Here is a 15,118-nt window from a genome sequence, read left to right as displayed (position 1 = left end):
TGCCGATGGAAGAGAACACGCCCTTGCGCGCAGGCTTATGGTTCAGGCGCGGAATTCGTGTGGCTGGGGTCGTGTTGCTTGTCTTGTCACTGGGTTATATCGCGCTCGAAGTTCAGCGCAATTGGACAGAGGTTTCGCATTGGCGCCCAAGTTCAACGGAACTTGTCCAACTATTCGGCCTGACGCTTGTCTACATTTTGACGCTGTCCCTGCCTGCCGAAACCTGGCACCAACTGGTTGGCGTCTACGGCGCGGAACCCCGGCGGCGAACGTGGCGCTCTTTCGGGTTGGCGCAGATTGCACGCTATTTGCCGGGTAATGTGGCCCATCTGATCGGGCGCGCTATGGTCCTGCGCGACGGCCCGTTAAGCGCGAAACAATTGGGGCTGGCGACGCTGTTAGAATTAATTGCGATGCCAGCAGGCGCTGTTTTGGCACTTTTGATTGCTGCACTCGTCACTCCGGGGGTCGATCAAATCGCGCAAACAATTGGCTGGTCGGAAGACACAGTGCGGATTCTCACACTCATTTCTGCTCCCTTGTTGATCGCAGGTTTGTTCATCACCTCGCGAATAGCGGGGAATAGCAAGGAACTGACCCGTACTTTTTGCATTGTGGTGCCGATTTGCGCGCTGTTCATGCTGGGGCTCGGCGCAATTTTTGGAGCAATCGTCTGGGTAGTGGGTCAGGGCCCATTCCTTGTCGCAACTGTCGCGGGCATCTGTGCATGGCTGGTTGGGTACGTAACACCCGGTGCACCTGCTGGTTTAGGCCCGCGCGAGGCAGTACTGCTACTGTTTCTTTCGAATGTAATGCCCGCAGGCGGGCTGATCGTAGCTGTCGCCGTTTTCCGGCTTGTCACAGTCTCTGGCGATTTGGTCTGCTTTGCGATGTGTGCAGCCGTTCTGCGCAACGGCGCGCCAGCATAAGCCCCGCTGCCAAGTCTTACGTCGTTGCTCATCCTCTGAAATCCAACGCGCAGACCCTCTTTTTGTAGTTGAAATGCGATTTGGGTGAAAAATTGCTGCAATTTGAGACAATAAGCGGAATACTGGCATTAGGGAATCGTCTCTAGCCAGGTCAACCAGTATGGATCGAGTGACCAGCCGACGTGGGTTTCTGAGTGCCAAAATTCTCAGGGAGGACGGAAACATCGTCCGACCTCCGGGTGCTTGTGTGAGCGGTTTCGCCGATGCCTGCACAAAATGCGCAGAATGCGTGTCAGCCTGCCCGGAAGACCTGATTTCAATGGAACCCGGCGGCTACCCTGTTTTCAAACCAAACGATAACCCCTGCACGTTCTGTGGTGAGTGCACGCGCGCCTGCCCGACCGATGCTTTGGATATCGAACGCTTGGCCGACTGGCCCTGGCGGGCTGCGGTGCAGGCTTCAAGCTGCCTGTCCATGAACGGTGTAAGCTGTCGTATCTGTCAAGACAATTGCGACCAGAATGCGCTTCGGTTCAAACTACAGACAGGCGGGCGTGCCGAACCCGCGCTGGATTCCGATGCCTGCAACGGATGCGGGTCCTGCGTGGCGCTGTGCCCTGTCGATGCGATTATGCTGGAACGGCGCACCCAAGTTCAGATGGAGCCGATTCAATGAATATTTGTGGCTGCCTTACCCATGTTTCCCCGGCTCAGGCCGATGCTGCGGCGCTGGTGATGAATGAGATACCGGGCGTTGAAGTACATGCGCAAACAGCCGAAGGCCGGTTCGTCGTTGTTGTCGAAGACACGCCCGCGCGCCTAGCATCCGAGATCATCATGGACCTGCATCAGATCCCGGGGGTGCTCTCGGTCACTCTTACCTATCATCATTTTGAGGATATTGCGGACAACGTTTCGCGTCCTGATGCCCCAAGCCAAACCACCAGTCGGAGGCCATAGCTATGACTACATCAGAATCTCGCCGAACATTCCTTAAGGCATCTGCTGCCGCTGCAACAGCTTCTGCCGCTGGTATTCCCCTGGCCGGAGGTCAGGCCAATGCGCAGATTGGCATTCCAGACATAAGCTGGGACAAAGCGCCCTGCCGGTTTTGCGGGACCGGATGCACCGTCCTTGTTGGCACCAAGAATGGCCGTGTTGTCGCCACGCAGGGTGATCCGAAAGCCGAGGTGAACCGCGGCCTCAACTGCGTCAAAGGCTATTTCCTGTCCAAGATCATGTACGGCGAAGATCGCCTGACCCAGCCGATGCTGCGTATGAGAGATGGTAAATACGCCAAGGATGGAGAATTCGAACTGATCTCATGGGACGACGCTTTCGACATCATGGCCGAAAAGTGGAAAGAGACCCTAAAGAACAAAGGCCCCGAGGGCGTTGGAATGTTCGGCTCGGGTCAATGGACTGTATGGGAAGGGTATGCCGCATCCAAACTGATGAAGGCGGGGTTCCGGTCAAATAACATTGATCCCAACGCGCGACATTGCATGGCGTCGGCTGTTGTTGGGTTCATGAGAACCTTCGGAATTGACGAACCGATGGGCTGTTACGATGACCTGGAAGCTGCGGACACCTTCGTTCTTTGGGGATCGAACATGGCCGAGATGCACCCGATCCTATGGTCGCGTCTGACCGACACACGCCTGACAAAAGAAGGCTGCGAGGTTCACGTACTTTCCACGTTCGAACACCGCTCCTTCGAACTGGCCGACAACGGGATGGTTTTCAATCCGCAGACGGATCTGGCCATCCTCAACTATATCGCCAACCACATCATCCAAACGGGCGCGGTAAATGAAGAATTCCTGTCCAAGCATGTCAATATCACCAAAACTGACACTGATATCGGTTTCGGCCTGAGGGACGACAATCCACTGCAAGAGGCGGCGGCCAATCCGAACTCTGGCAAGCTGACCGAGATCAGTTTTGACGAATACGCAGAGTCGGTGAAACCCTACACCCTAGAATACACGGCCGAGCTGTCTGGTGTTCCGGCCGAGAAACTTGAACACCTCGCGCAGCAGTATGCCGACCCAAACCGCAAGGTCATGAGCCTGTGGACGATGGGCTTCAACCAGCATACGCGGGGCTCATGGGTGAACTCGCTGATGTATAACGTTCACCTGCTGACCGGAAAGATTTCCGAGCCCGGAAACTCGCCATTCTCACTGACAGGTCAGCCGTCCGCCTGCGGTACCGCGCGTGAGGTGGGAACTTTTGCGCATAGATTGCCAGCCGACTATGTGGTCACCAACCCAGAACACCGCGCGAAGGCCGAAAAAATCTGGAAAGTGCCCGCGGGCACAATTCCTGAAAAGGTCGGCTTCCACGCTGTTCAGCAAAACCGGATGCTGAACGATGGAGTGTTGAACGCCTATTGGGTCCAGTGCACGAATAACATGCAGGCGGCCCCGAACATGAACCAAGAGGGTTGGCCGGGTTACCGTAATCCCGACAACTTTATCACTGTGTCCGATCCCTACCCGACCGTAACGGCGATGTCTGCCGACCTGATCTTGCCGACGGCCATGTGGGTTGAAAAGGAAGGCTGCTATGGCAATGCCGAGCGCCGCACTCAGATGTGGCGGCAACAGGTTCACGCACCCGGCGACGCTAAGTCGGACCTCTGGCAGCTTATGGAGTTTTCCAAGCGGTTCACCGTCGAAGAAGCATGGGGAGAGGACTTTGTCGCCACGGCACCCGAAATGGCCGGGAAAACCCTGTACGAGGTTCTCTACAATAACGGCAATGTCGACAAGTTTCCGCTTAGTGAAATTCAGCCAGGGCACCCAAATGACGATGCAAACCATTTTGGGTTCTATGTTCAGAAGGGCCTATTTGAGGAATACGCCGAGTTTGGGCGTGGACACGGCCACGACTTGGCACCCTTTGAACGCTATCACGAAGAGCGCGGCTTGCGCTGGCCGGTCGTGGACGGAAAAGAAACTCTGTGGCGGTATCGCGAAGGCAGCGACCCCTATGTCGAGGCCGGATCCGAAGTTCAGTTCTACGGGTTCCCCGACAAGAAGGCCAAGATCATCTTCGCACCCTATGAGGCACCTCCGGAAATGCCGGATGAGGAATACGATCTGTGGTTCTGTACGGGTCGTGTCCTTGAACACTGGCATTCGGGCTCCATGACACGCCGTGTTCCTGAGTTGCACCGGTCCTTCCCTCTGGCCGTGATCTACATGCACCCCGAAGACGCCGCAGCCCGCGATTTGCGACATGGGCAGGAAATCAAAGTTTCCACGCGGCGCGGTGAAGTCACAAGTCGCGTATCCACCAAGGGGCGAAACAAGGTTCCCAAGGGGCTGATCTTCATGCCTTGGTTCGATGAAGGCCAGTTGACGAACAAGCTGACGCTTGACGCGACCTGCCCACTGTCCAAGCAGACAGATTTCAAAAAATGCGCCTGCAAAGTCGAGCGTGCCTGAAGCAGCGATGACCGCCCCAAGGCGGTCATCCAGCCAATAAAGAAGGAACATGCAAGATGAACAAGATAGTCGCCACCGCAGCAGCCCTTCTCATCGCGCTTGGCAGTATTGCGATTGCGCAAGAACTTCGTGACCTGCGCGGAACCCCGCCAGATGCGCCCAGCGTTGTGAACATGAGCCTTCAATGGGAAGGCCGAGAGGGCCGAATGGTCCGAAACTACCGCCAGCAACCGCCGTTGATTCCGCATTCCATCACGCAGTACCAGATTGATCTGCGAACCAATCAGTGCCTATCCTGCCACGACTGGACAAAGGCCGGTGAGCGGAATGCGCCGACGCTTTCGATGACGCACTACCTGGATCGCGACGGGACCGAGTTGGATCACATCGCCGGAACCCGGTATTTCTGCAACCAGTGTCACGTCCCGCAAGCGGATACGGAACCTCTGGTTACCAACCTCTTTCAACCGTCGTCCACCGACTGATCCAAAGCTGATCTGAAAGGAGCACCGAGATGGCAGACTCCCCTGAAAAACGCGGTTGGATAGGCCGAGTATGGAACGCAATCTGGACACCGGCAGTTGCCTTCAGTTCTGGTTTTTTGCTGCTGGCAGGCTTTCTTGCTGGAATCCTGTTTTGGGGCGGATTCCACTGGACCTTGGAACTGACCAACACCGAGGAATTCTGCACCTCGTGCCATTCGATGGAAACCAATTTGGGCGAGTATCGGGAAACGATACATTACAACAACCACTCTGGTGTCCGCGCAATTTGCTCGGACTGCCACGTCCCTCATGAGTGGAACCACAAGATCAAAGCTAAGATCATGGCCGTCAAAGACGTGTATCACGAGATGGTCGGCACCATCAGCACAACCGAAAAATACGAGGAACACCGCCTGAGTATGGCATCGGCTGTCTGGAAAAAGATGAAGGCCTCGGACAGTCGCGAATGCCGCAATTGTCACAACTTCGATTATATGGACTTTACGATTCAGGAAGCACGCGCAGCGTCTGAACATCAGCGCGCGATCGACAACAACATGACCTGTATCGACTGTCATCAGGGCATCGCCCATAACCTTCCACCCGGATACCTTGAACGATACCAAGAAGTTACAGAGACACTTGCCGGCACACCACAGAATTCCGTTCAGGGTCAACTGGCTGACAGTAGCGCTGAAATCCGGTCGTACCTGACCACGCAGGCCGAGTGAGAGGGGACAAGACATGCTTGAATTACTTGGAACCATCGGAGCCAACATTATCGGCCTGCCCGGAATCCTTGGCCTTGCTTTGGGGATGATGACCCGAAATCTGATGCTTGGCGCTGCGATGGGTGGGATTGTCGGCGTGATCGAGACATTGATTTTCGCACACTGGTCCTTTGCCAATGTAGAAATGACCGAACTGGTCATCGCTGTGATCATTGGGATATGCGCAGGCATGCTGGGAACTGCTATTCGCATCAAGGGCGCAACAGTTTGACCCAGCCGAAACTTGCCCGACGGGTTCTGAGACAGGTATTTCAAAAGATGTGCCTAATTTAAGTTCAGCGATGCGGGCCTGCGACCAGTTAAATTGCGGGGTTTGCACCGCTTTGGAGATTGCAGTTCCCGATGTTACAGTCTCGACTCAGACGAATTGTTCAAAACCATTTTTCAGACAGATTCAGGGAGACCCGCGATGAAGGGTGACAAGAAAGTAATAGAATACCTTAACAAGGCTTTGCGGCACGAGTTGACAGCAGTCAGCCAATACTGGTTGCACTACCGATTGCAGGACGACTGGGGTCTTGGCAGCATGGCCAAGAAAAGCCGCGAAGAGTTGATCGAGGAAATGGAACATGCCGACAAACTCATCGAGCGGATCATTTTCCTTGAGGGGCATCCAAATCTTCAAAAACTCGACCCGTTGCGGATCGGTGAAAATCCGCGGGAAACACTGGAATGCGATCTAGCCGCCGAAAGAAGCGCACGCGCCCTTTACAAGGAGGCCCGAGATGTCTGCAAGGATGCGGGCGATTACGTCTCGATGAACCTGTTTGAAAACCTGATGTCGGACGAAGAAGGACATATCGACTTTCTCGAAACCCAACTGGAATTGTATGACCGTGTTGGGCCTGAATTGTTCGCTCAACTCAACGCAACCAAAATGGAAGACGCGGAGTAAGCGCATTAGCGTACCATCTGTTACGCGGTTTCAATTTTGCGTAGTTCGTACGTCCTGCCGGATGAGCCCCCTGCCCGGGTGGTTTCGACCGGTGAACTGTAAGGTGAATTTTCACAAGCTAAGGGATATTGCCGAAAATAGCGAACTATTGAAAAATCAGTCTCAGTTTTAGACAGAATCACATTGGGTTATTTTGGTATGATGGGTCTTGCAAGATTGGGTTGGCAATACGCCTTTGCAGGATGGTCGGAGTTTCACAATGGCCGCCGAGCAAGGTTTTTCTTTCCCCTAACCCTGCTGAAACATGAAAAGAACCTAGGGATAAATTTCGCAGGCGATGCCACATCGGATGACAACGCGAAATTTGACCTGCCTTTCCAGATGGCTCTGATCTGATGCAGGACCGTACTCAAGTATCGGCTTTTGACGTTGCACCTTTCAGCATTGCCGTAGGCTTGATCAGCCTGTTGATCGTCTTCGGCATCTCTTGGACGACCGGGTCAGACTTTGGCTACCTGACCCGCGATCCTGCGCAACAATTCAAAGCCCCGTCTTATGCAGGGTTTCTTTCGAATATGGGCGTTCTGTTCTGGATGGCCAGCGCGACCGTAACTGCGTTTGGCTTTGCCCTATTAAGTGGCTCGCCACATACAATGGCGTCACGAAGATTTCTGTTGGCCCTGACATTTCTTTCGACCGCGTTCTGCCTCGATGACTTTTTCTTGCTGCACGAGCGGCTCCCCATTGGTGAAAAGTTTTTCTTTGGAGGGTACGCTTTGTTCCTGGCGGGTACTGTCGTTCTTTACCGCCGTCATCTGGGACGGCTGGCCAGTATTCACCTTGTTATCGCGGGTTTGTTCTTTATGACCTCGATCGGAATAGATTTCTTTCAGAAGTCAATTCAGGTCTACCTCGGCCAGTATCGCATCCTATTTGAAGATGGCGCCAAATTCCTCGGAGCGGTGTTTTGGCTGAACTTCTCTTGGGCGGTAACCACTCAACAAATACTAAGCCTGTGGCCTAACATTTCCGAGCTGCCCGAAGGCCGCCCGAACTCTGACGGCGTAACAGCAGGCGAATAGAACCGCTGCTCACCATACATCGCTAAGGGACCAAGACCCGGCTTTGTACGGGCCAACGCGCCCCTTAACTTTGTTCGCTCAGGCGCGCAGGCGGGCTCGGGAGCTGATGATAGACTTCCAAATATTCGCCACTGCAATCAGTTAGGGCGGCAGGTCAGTGCGTGTGGACTCCGCCACCCTTGGCCAACAGGAACAAGCAAACCTAAGACCCGTGTGAATCAGGAAAGACAGGTTTGCGTTTTTCCTCGAACGCGCGAATACCTTCCTGCGCTTCGTCGCTGCCAAGGGCAATTGACATAAGGCGTCGCTCGCGCAGCAGATGTGCGTTGAATGCTTCCCGTTCGGGCGCCGCAATTAGCGATTTGATAGAAGCCTGCGCCTGACGTGGGCCGCCCGACAACGCTTCGGTCAGGTCCAACGCATCGCTCAGGGCATCGCCGGGCGCAACAACCCGGTTTACAACTCCCATGGCGTACAGCCGTTCGGTCAAGACCGGCTGGCCCGTCAAACACATTTCGGACGCCAACTGGCGTGGCAGGTTCATCGACAGGAAACCCGACCCCCCTCCATCCGGGACCAGCCCCGCGTTGACATAGGCCAGGGTGAATTTAGCTCCTTCTGAGGCCACTATCATGTCACAGGCAAAAGCAAGGGATGCCCCCGCCCCCGCAGCTCCGCCTTCTACCGCCGCGATCACCGGCAGCGGACAGGCACGGACGGTTCGGATCATGCTGTGCAGAAACTCAATCTGCTCTTCTCGGTCCGGCAGAGGCATTTCGCGTCGCTGCTTGAGCATACGCAAATCGCCGCCAGCCGAGAAAAACTGCCCGGCACCGGTGATCACCACGGCCCGAACCGTGGAGTCAGGTGCAACCGCATCGCTCAGGGCCTTTTCTACAGGCTCATAGACCGCGCGCGACAGCACATTGCGGCGCTCGGGCTCATTGATGGTGATGATCAGTGTTGACCCTTGGGTCTCGAACAAGACAGCTTCGCTCATGGGTCAGGCCGCCATCACTCGGTGCAACTGAGCATAGCGGTCGCCCAGTTGGTGGTCGATCATCGACAGCCGCTTGGCATAATGCGAGCCGGGATATTCCCAGGTCATGCCGATGCCGCCGTGCAACTGAATGCTTTCTTCCGAAATCAGCAGTCCGGTGCGGCCGATCAGGTTCTTGGCCATCGCGACATATTTACCCGCCTCATCCGTTGCCAGCTTGCTTGCCGCCAGAATGGTGATCGCCCGACATTGTTCGATCTCGATTGCCATATCCACCGCGCGATGTTGCAGCGCCTGAAAGCTTGCGATTGGGCGACCGAACTGTTTGCGCTGTTTGAGGTAGTCGACCGTCATGCCGACCAGAACCTCCATGACACCCACAGCCTCGGCGCACAGCGCCAGACGGCCAGCGTCAAGTGCAGCTTCGATGATATTCCCGGTATCTTCGCTGATGCAGGTGGCCGCCGCGCTGTCGAGGATCAACTCCCCCGCGCCACCGCCGTCGATCATGGCATAGTCGATGGTTTCGGGGCTATCGACCAGAAACAGCCCAACCCCGGCTTCGGTTCGCGCCGCGACCAGAGCGCCATCGGCCCCCGGCAGGCCATAGACCACAGATTTCCGGCCATTCAGCACCCAACCATCGCCGGACTTGTCTGCGCTGGTTCGGATCAGCGGCAAGCTGTCCGCGTCCGGCTCAAACACCGCAAAGGTCAAACGTTTTGTGCCTGCGATCATGTCCTCGACCAGTTGCTCGGCACCGCAATCAGCCGCGGCACGCACGCTCATGAGCGTGGCAAGAATAGGTTCAGGACAGAGGCCGCGGCCAAGTTCCTCGAACACGGTTGTGATGTCGAAACCAGCGCCGCCGAAACCGCCCTGATCCTCGGGAACGAAGGCGCCGATCAGGCCAAGCTCTGACAACTCTGCCCATTTCGCTGGGGAATGATACGGCGCGGTTTCGATCAAGCCGTTGCGCGTTTCAAAGTTGTACTGGTCCGCAAGGTAGCGGCGCAACGTGTCCGACAGCATCTGCCGGTCTTCGGTCAGTTTGAAATCCATGGCTCAGCTCCGGAACATGTCTTTGGCGATGATGTTGCGCTGAATCTCGTTCGATCCGCCAAAGATCGAGAGTTTGCGATTATTAAAGTACGTGGCCGCCGATGCGGTGGCTTCTTCGGGCACTGTGCGGGCGTTGTCCGACAGCTCGGTGGCCGGGAATGGCGCAGCGGCGGCCCCCAACGCGGATTTGGTCAGGCCGTGGATGCGCTGACGGATAACCGTTCCCTTAATCTTAAGCATCGAGCTTTGCATCCCCGGCGCAGCGCCTTCCTTGGCCGCGGACAACATCGCAAGGTTCATCACCCGCATGGCTTCCAGATCAATCTCCACCTCGGCGATCTCAGCCGCGAAAACCGGGTCTTCAGCCAAGGGTTTGCCCATCCGGTGCAACTGCTTCGACAGCCGCTTCAGCCGGTCCAAGTCACGAAGTGAAAAACCCACTCCGGCGATATTGGTCCGCTCATGGGTCAGCAGATACTTGGCGATCGTCCAACCTTTGTTTTCCTCGCCCACCAGATTGGCCACCGGCACACGGACATCGGTGAAGAACACTTCGTTCACCTCGTGCCCGCCTTCCAACAGTTTGATCGGGCGAACCTCGATACCGGGCGTGTTCATATCCACCAACACAAAACTGATCCCTTCCTGCGGCTTGCCCTCGGAAGAGGTGCGCACAAGGCAAAAGATCTTATCGGCGTGCTGACCCAGCGTGGTCCAGGTTTTTTGACCGTTGATCACATAGTGATCCCCATCACGGTCCGCGCGTGTTTTCAAGCTGGCCAAATCGGACCCGGCACCCGGTTCGGAATATCCCTGACACCACCAATGGGTCCCGTCCAGAATGCGCGGCAGAAATTCGGCCTTTTGCGCGTCCGAGCCGAATTTCAACAGAACCGGCCCCAGCATGCTTACGCCAAAAGCCACGATACGCGGGGCAAATGCCATTGCGCATTCTTCTTCGAAGATATGGCGCTCGACCGCGCTCCAGCCGGGGCCGCCGTATTCCACTGGCCAGGTAGCGGCCAGCCAATTGCGTGTTTGCAACGTGGCGTGCCAACCTTCCATATCCGCCTTGGTCAGTTCTTCACCATTGCGACCCTTGGCAGCCAGTGCCTCGGACAGGTTTTCGGCCAGAAACGCTTTGACTTCGGCGCGAAACGCCTCTTCTTCTGGGGTAAAGCTCAGGTCCATCCTCAGCCCTCCTTGTTGAGATCGTTAAAGGATTTGCCAGCCTCGGCCAGCTCACGCAGCAGGGCTGGAACCTGCCAGTAATACGGGTCTTCTTTCGCGTATTCCTCGATGCGCTGAACCAGAACATCCAGCCCTGTGATGTCTGCATATTGCAATGGTCCGCCCCAGTGGCGCGGAAAGCCGTAACCGAACAGGAAAACCGCATCCACGTCGATGGGGCGCAGGGCGATCTTTTCTTCGACCACTCGCGCGGCCTCGGACACCATCGCGGCCATATAGCAATCCACGATCTCGGCATCGGTAAATTTGCGGGGCGAGATACCTTTGGCCTCGCGCTCGACCTGCGCATACTCGGCCACGGCAGGGTTCACGCTGCGGGTCTTGCCGTCATAAATATAGAAACCCTTAGCGCTCTTGCGTCCAAACCAGCCCTGCTCGCAGACCCGGTCGGCGATCTCGACATAGCGCTCCTCGGCCGGGCGGAACTCTGCCTGCCGCTTGCGCGTGGCCCAGCCGATATCCTGCCCTGCCAAGTCCGATACAGCAAAGGGACCCATCGCAAAGCCAAAACCCTCAAGCGCGGCGTCGATCTGTTCAAACGGCGCACCGTCCAGTTGCATATAGGCGGAAGACTTGCGGTAATGTGCCAGAATACGGTTGCCGATAAAGCCGTCGCAAACCTCTGACCGCACGGCGATTTTGCGCAGTTTCTTGGCCAGCCTAAAGCTGGTGGCGACGATTTCGGGCGCGGTCTCTTTACCTACCACAACTTCCAGCAAACGCATCACATGGGCGGGCGAGAAAAAGTGCAACCCGATCACGTCCTGAGGCCGGCTGGTTGTCGCCGCGATTTTATCGACGTCCAGATACGAAGTATTCGTCGCCAGAACAGCCCCCGGTTTACAGATCTGGTCCAGCTTCCCGAAAACCTCGCGTTTTACGTCCGTGGATTCGAATACCGCTTCGATCACCACATCTGCGTCCGCCAGAGCGGCCATATCGGTGGTGCAGGTCAGCATGCCTAAAACGGCGTCCCGCTGCCCCTCGGTCAGTTTTCCGCGTTTGACTGCACCGTCGAGGTTCTTGGTGATGGTCTCACGGGCAAGAGCAACGCGGTCCTCTTCCATTTCAATCAGCGTAACAGGCATCCCGGCCAGCAACATCGCCGTTGCAATGCCCGACCCCATGGTACCGCCACCAATCACACCACCAGACTTCAGGTCACGTGCGTCCGCCTTGGCTTCGGGGATATGCGCCACGGCGCGTTCCGCAAAGAACGCATGTTTCAGGCCCTTATGAGCATTGCTGCCCAATGCTTCGACAAAAAGGTCACGCTCTACCTGCAACCCTTCGGACAGCGGAAGGCTGCTTGCCTCTGCCGCTTTCAATGCGCGGGTTACCAATTCGCCCTTTGCCTTGGCGCGGAACGTGTTCAACTCATCTGCGGTGATGCGGTTGTCTTGTTCAGCCGTAACGCGGGTTTTGAGTGTGCCGTCCAGAACCTGCTGACCAGCAGCCAGGGCAACCGCCTCGGGGTCACCATCCTGCAAATCATCCAGCAGCCCAGCTTCCAGTGCCGCTTCGGCCGAGATCGGCTTGCCCGAGGTGATCATGGTCAAAGCCGTCTTACCATCCACAAGCCGGGGCAAACGCTGAGTCCCACCTGCGCCGGGCAGCAAACCCAGATTAACCTCGGGCAGGCCCAGTTTCAGGCCCTTGATGCCGACCCGCGCCTGACAACTCAGAGCGATCTCAAGACCGCCGCCCAGTGTCGTCCCGTGCAAAACGCAGACTATCGGCTTGGCACTTGCCTCCAGCAGGTCGCAAACCTCGGGCAGGCCGGGCAGTTTCGGCGGCTGGCCAAACTCACGGATGTCTGCACCGGCCACAAAGGTTCGACCCGCAGCAAAAAGAGCGATGACCTTGATTGCGTCGTCCGATGCCGCGTCCTGAATTGCATTCACCAGCCCGACGCGTACGTCATATCCGGCGGCATTGACCGGAGGGCTGTCGATCTTGACAAGGGCGACCTCACCCTCTTTGCGAATTTCGACCGCAGTCATAAAAATCTCCTGCTTTCTATCACATGTACCCAAGGCTATGCCTGAGTGTTTGCACCGTGTCGCGCAGCCGTGGCGCCACAACCCGTTCCAGTTTTTCGGTATTCAGATCAGAGGCATTGGCACCGCACAGAAAGGCAAATGGCTGCGTGCCCAGGGCGGTTTGGAACGGGACAGCGCAAGCATTGACGCCGCTGTTCCAGCCTCCGTAGGAAATTACATAACCTCTGCTTTCAAGATGTTCGCGGTCGGCCCGTGCCTGTTCAGTTTCGGCAACCAGCGTTGGGTCAGCGGCAAGAATGGCGCGACCGGGGGCGCTTTGCTCCATCGGAAGCCGGTGCCCCTCGCTCAGCCACAGCGACGATGCGTTGCGCGGCCTCCAACAGCGGGTCAACATGGCCGCATCGCCGTGACGCATGGACAGCGCAACCAACACACCGGTGTCGTCAGCCAGTTGCTGCATCACGATTTCGGCCATTGGCAGAAAGGACAGCCCGGCGCGTGCTGTGTATCCAAGCGCCATGGCCGAAGGCCCAAGCCGGTAGGCCTCGGACGGGTGCAACTGCTCCAAAAACCCCATCGAGGCAAGGGTGAAGGTCGTCCGCGCCACGGTGGATGGGGGCATTCCTGTGCGCCTTGCCAACTCGCGGTTGCCCAGCGAGACATCACCGGGCTTGAACGCCTGCATCACCTGCAACCCTTTGGCGAGGGTCGAAGCAAACCGGCGATCTCTTTCCGCGTCCGACATGTGGGCTTACACGCGCTCCAGGATCAGGGCGATCCCCTGCCCCACGCCGATGCACATGGACAGACAGGCGTAACGCCCGTCCGTTTCCTCAAGATGCCGCATCGCGGTCAGCACGATCCGCGCACCCGACGCACCCAGAGGGTGACCAACCGCAATCGCACCACCGTTGGGGTTCAGGCGGCTGTCAGCGGGATCAATCTCTAAGTGTTTGCAGCAGGCCAGAACCTGTGCCGCGAAGGCTTCGTTAATCTCTATAAGGTCCATGTCATCCAAAGTCAGACCGGCACGCTCCAGCGCCTTGGGGACTGCGAACGCCGGGCCGATTCCCATGATCCGGGGCGGTACGCCTGCGATGGCTCCGGCCACAATCCGCGCGCGCGGCGCGGCACGGTCGGTTCTGGCGCCGATCATCAGCATCGCCGCACCATCATTAACGCCCGAGGCATTGGCGGCAGTCGTCACCCCCTCGGGGAAGATCGTCCGCAAAGCCGACATCTTCTCAAGTTGTGTATCCGGGCGGGGATGTTCGTCCTGCCCAACGTCATGGGTCGCCCCTTTGCGCCCCTTGATGGTGATCGGGGTGATCTCGGCATCAAAGAAGCCACGCGCTCGGGCCGCCTCGTACCGGGCCTGAGAGTTGTATCCGAATTGATCCGACGCCTCACGTGTGATCTGATAGTCCTGGGCCAGATTATCAGCGGTTTCTGGCATCGGGTATTCCCCATGCATCTCAGCGATGCGCGGATTTGGAAAGCGCACACCGATGGCACTGTCAAAGATCTGTGTTTGCCTTGCATAGGCGGTTTCGGACTTGGCAATGGTAAAGGGGGCGCGGGTCATGCTTTCGACACCGCCTGCGACGTACAAAGGAGCCTCGCCAATTGTAACTGAACGCGCGGCGTCCAAAGCGGCTGACATGCCCGAACCACACAGGCGGTTTACGGTCTGACCGCCAACCTCAACCGGCAGACCGGCCAGTAATGCGGTGTAGCGGGCCACGTTGCGGCTGTCTTCGCCCGACTGGCAGACATTGCCAAGAATGACGTCTTCGATCTCGGACGCGTCGAATGCGCTGCGTTTAACCAGCGCGTCCAAAACCTGTGATGCCAGATCATCGGGCCGGACCGATGCCAGCGCACCGCCGTGCCGACCAAACGGGCTGCGCAGCCCATCGTAAATATATGCGTCAAGCATTCTCAACCTCTTTGATCAATTGTGCCGGTGTGTCCGCGAAAGCCCCAACTTTCTTGTGGGATAATTCGCTCGCTGCCTGTTCTTCGATCAGCTGGTGGGTTTGGCGCAATACACTCTCCTCAGATGCAGCGCCGTTGTTCTAGCTCCAAGATCTGAGTTAGTCAATATGCGGTTTAGTGTTCCGCATAGCGGAATTATAAGATCGACAGTCTCACCCAAAACCCCC

Annotated in this window: 15 protein-coding genes; 9 read left to right on the top strand and 6 right to left on the bottom strand. The window is 56.9% G+C overall.

Annotation, left to right across the window (positions count from 1 at the left end; all coding sequences use genetic code 11):
* Positions 1–5 precede the first annotated feature (5 nt).
* From ACT2B1_RS18960 to ACT2B1_RS18920, 9 genes are all read left to right on the top strand, one after another.
* The gene (locus tag ACT2B1_RS18960; protein ID WP_171125598.1) at positions 6–929 is read left to right on the top strand and encodes a hypothetical protein; all 924 of its coding nucleotides are present in this window, start codon (positions 6–8) and stop codon (positions 927–929) included.
* A 247-nt stretch (positions 930–1,176) separates the two neighbouring features.
* Positions 1,177–1,605, top strand: a complete 429-nt coding sequence (locus ACT2B1_RS18955; protein ID WP_371808267.1) for a ferredoxin-type protein NapF — start codon at positions 1,177–1,179, stop codon at positions 1,603–1,605.
* Positions 1,602–1,889, top strand: a complete 288-nt coding sequence (locus ACT2B1_RS18950) for a chaperone NapD (protein ID WP_171125594.1) — start codon at positions 1,602–1,604, stop codon at positions 1,887–1,889. The genes ACT2B1_RS18955 and ACT2B1_RS18950 overlap by 4 nt, the downstream gene beginning before the upstream one ends.
* 2 nt (positions 1,890–1,891) lie before the next feature.
* Complete coding sequence (napA, locus tag ACT2B1_RS18945) at positions 1,892–4,384, top strand: nitrate reductase catalytic subunit NapA (protein WP_171125592.1); 2,493 nt, start codon at positions 1,892–1,894, stop codon at positions 4,382–4,384.
* A gap of 56 nt (positions 4,385–4,440) precedes the next feature.
* The gene (locus ACT2B1_RS18940) at positions 4,441–4,869 is read left to right on the top strand and encodes a nitrate reductase cytochrome c-type subunit (RefSeq protein ID WP_171126737.1); all 429 of its coding nucleotides are present in this window, start codon (positions 4,441–4,443) and stop codon (positions 4,867–4,869) included.
* A gap of 29 nt (positions 4,870–4,898) precedes the next feature.
* Positions 4,899–5,600, top strand: coding sequence for a NapC/NirT family cytochrome c (locus ACT2B1_RS18935; RefSeq protein WP_171125588.1), 702 nt, complete (start codon positions 4,899–4,901; stop codon positions 5,598–5,600).
* A 13-nt stretch (positions 5,601–5,613) separates the two neighbouring features.
* Complete coding sequence (locus tag ACT2B1_RS18930) at positions 5,614–5,871, top strand: hypothetical protein (RefSeq protein WP_171125586.1); 258 nt, start codon at positions 5,614–5,616, stop codon at positions 5,869–5,871.
* Positions 5,872–6,069: 198 nt separating this feature from the next.
* Entirely contained in the window at positions 6,070–6,555 is a 486-nt protein-coding gene (gene bfr / locus ACT2B1_RS18925; RefSeq protein ID WP_481669156.1) for a bacterioferritin, read from the top strand.
* Positions 6,556–6,950: 395 nt separating this feature from the next.
* Positions 6,951–7,637 (top strand): hypothetical protein, encoded by a 687-nt coding sequence (locus ACT2B1_RS18920; protein ID WP_171125582.1) that lies wholly within the window; start codon positions 6,951–6,953, stop codon positions 7,635–7,637.
* A gap of 202 nt (positions 7,638–7,839) precedes the next feature.
* On the opposite strand, the gene ACT2B1_RS18915 is transcribed toward ACT2B1_RS18920, so the two are convergent.
* From ACT2B1_RS18915 to ACT2B1_RS18890, 6 genes are read right to left on the bottom strand one after another with little or no spacing between them, the layout of a single operon-like run.
* Entirely contained in the window at positions 7,840–8,637 is a 798-nt protein-coding gene (locus tag ACT2B1_RS18915; protein WP_481669155.1) for an oxepin-CoA hydrolase, alternative type, read from the bottom strand.
* A gap of 3 nt (positions 8,638–8,640) precedes the next feature.
* Positions 8,641–9,699, bottom strand: coding sequence for an acyl-CoA dehydrogenase family protein (locus ACT2B1_RS18910; RefSeq protein WP_171241296.1), 1,059 nt, complete (start codon positions 9,697–9,699; stop codon positions 8,641–8,643).
* Positions 9,700–9,702: 3 nt separating this feature from the next.
* Positions 9,703–10,890: an acyl-CoA dehydrogenase family protein gene (locus tag ACT2B1_RS18905; protein WP_171125576.1), complete on the bottom strand. Its 1,188-nt coding sequence runs from the start codon at positions 10,888–10,890 to the stop codon at positions 9,703–9,705.
* 2 nt (positions 10,891–10,892) lie between these two features.
* On the bottom strand, positions 10,893–12,953 hold the full coding sequence (locus tag ACT2B1_RS18900; RefSeq protein WP_481669154.1) for a 3-hydroxyacyl-CoA dehydrogenase NAD-binding domain-containing protein: 2,061 nt from the start codon (positions 12,951–12,953) through the stop codon (positions 10,893–10,895).
* 19 nt (positions 12,954–12,972) lie between these two features.
* Positions 12,973–13,698: an IclR family transcriptional regulator gene (locus tag ACT2B1_RS18895; RefSeq protein ID WP_481669153.1), complete on the bottom strand. Its 726-nt coding sequence runs from the start codon at positions 13,696–13,698 to the stop codon at positions 12,973–12,975.
* Between the two features lie 6 nt (positions 13,699–13,704).
* On the bottom strand, positions 13,705–14,892 hold the full coding sequence (locus ACT2B1_RS18890; RefSeq protein ID WP_171126733.1) for an acetyl-CoA C-acyltransferase: 1,188 nt from the start codon (positions 14,890–14,892) through the stop codon (positions 13,705–13,707).
* Between the last annotated feature and the right edge of the window lie 226 nt (positions 14,893–15,118).

Source organism: Ruegeria sp. S263 (assembly GCF_056780525.1).
This window is presented reverse-complemented; position numbering and strand designations above follow the sequence as displayed.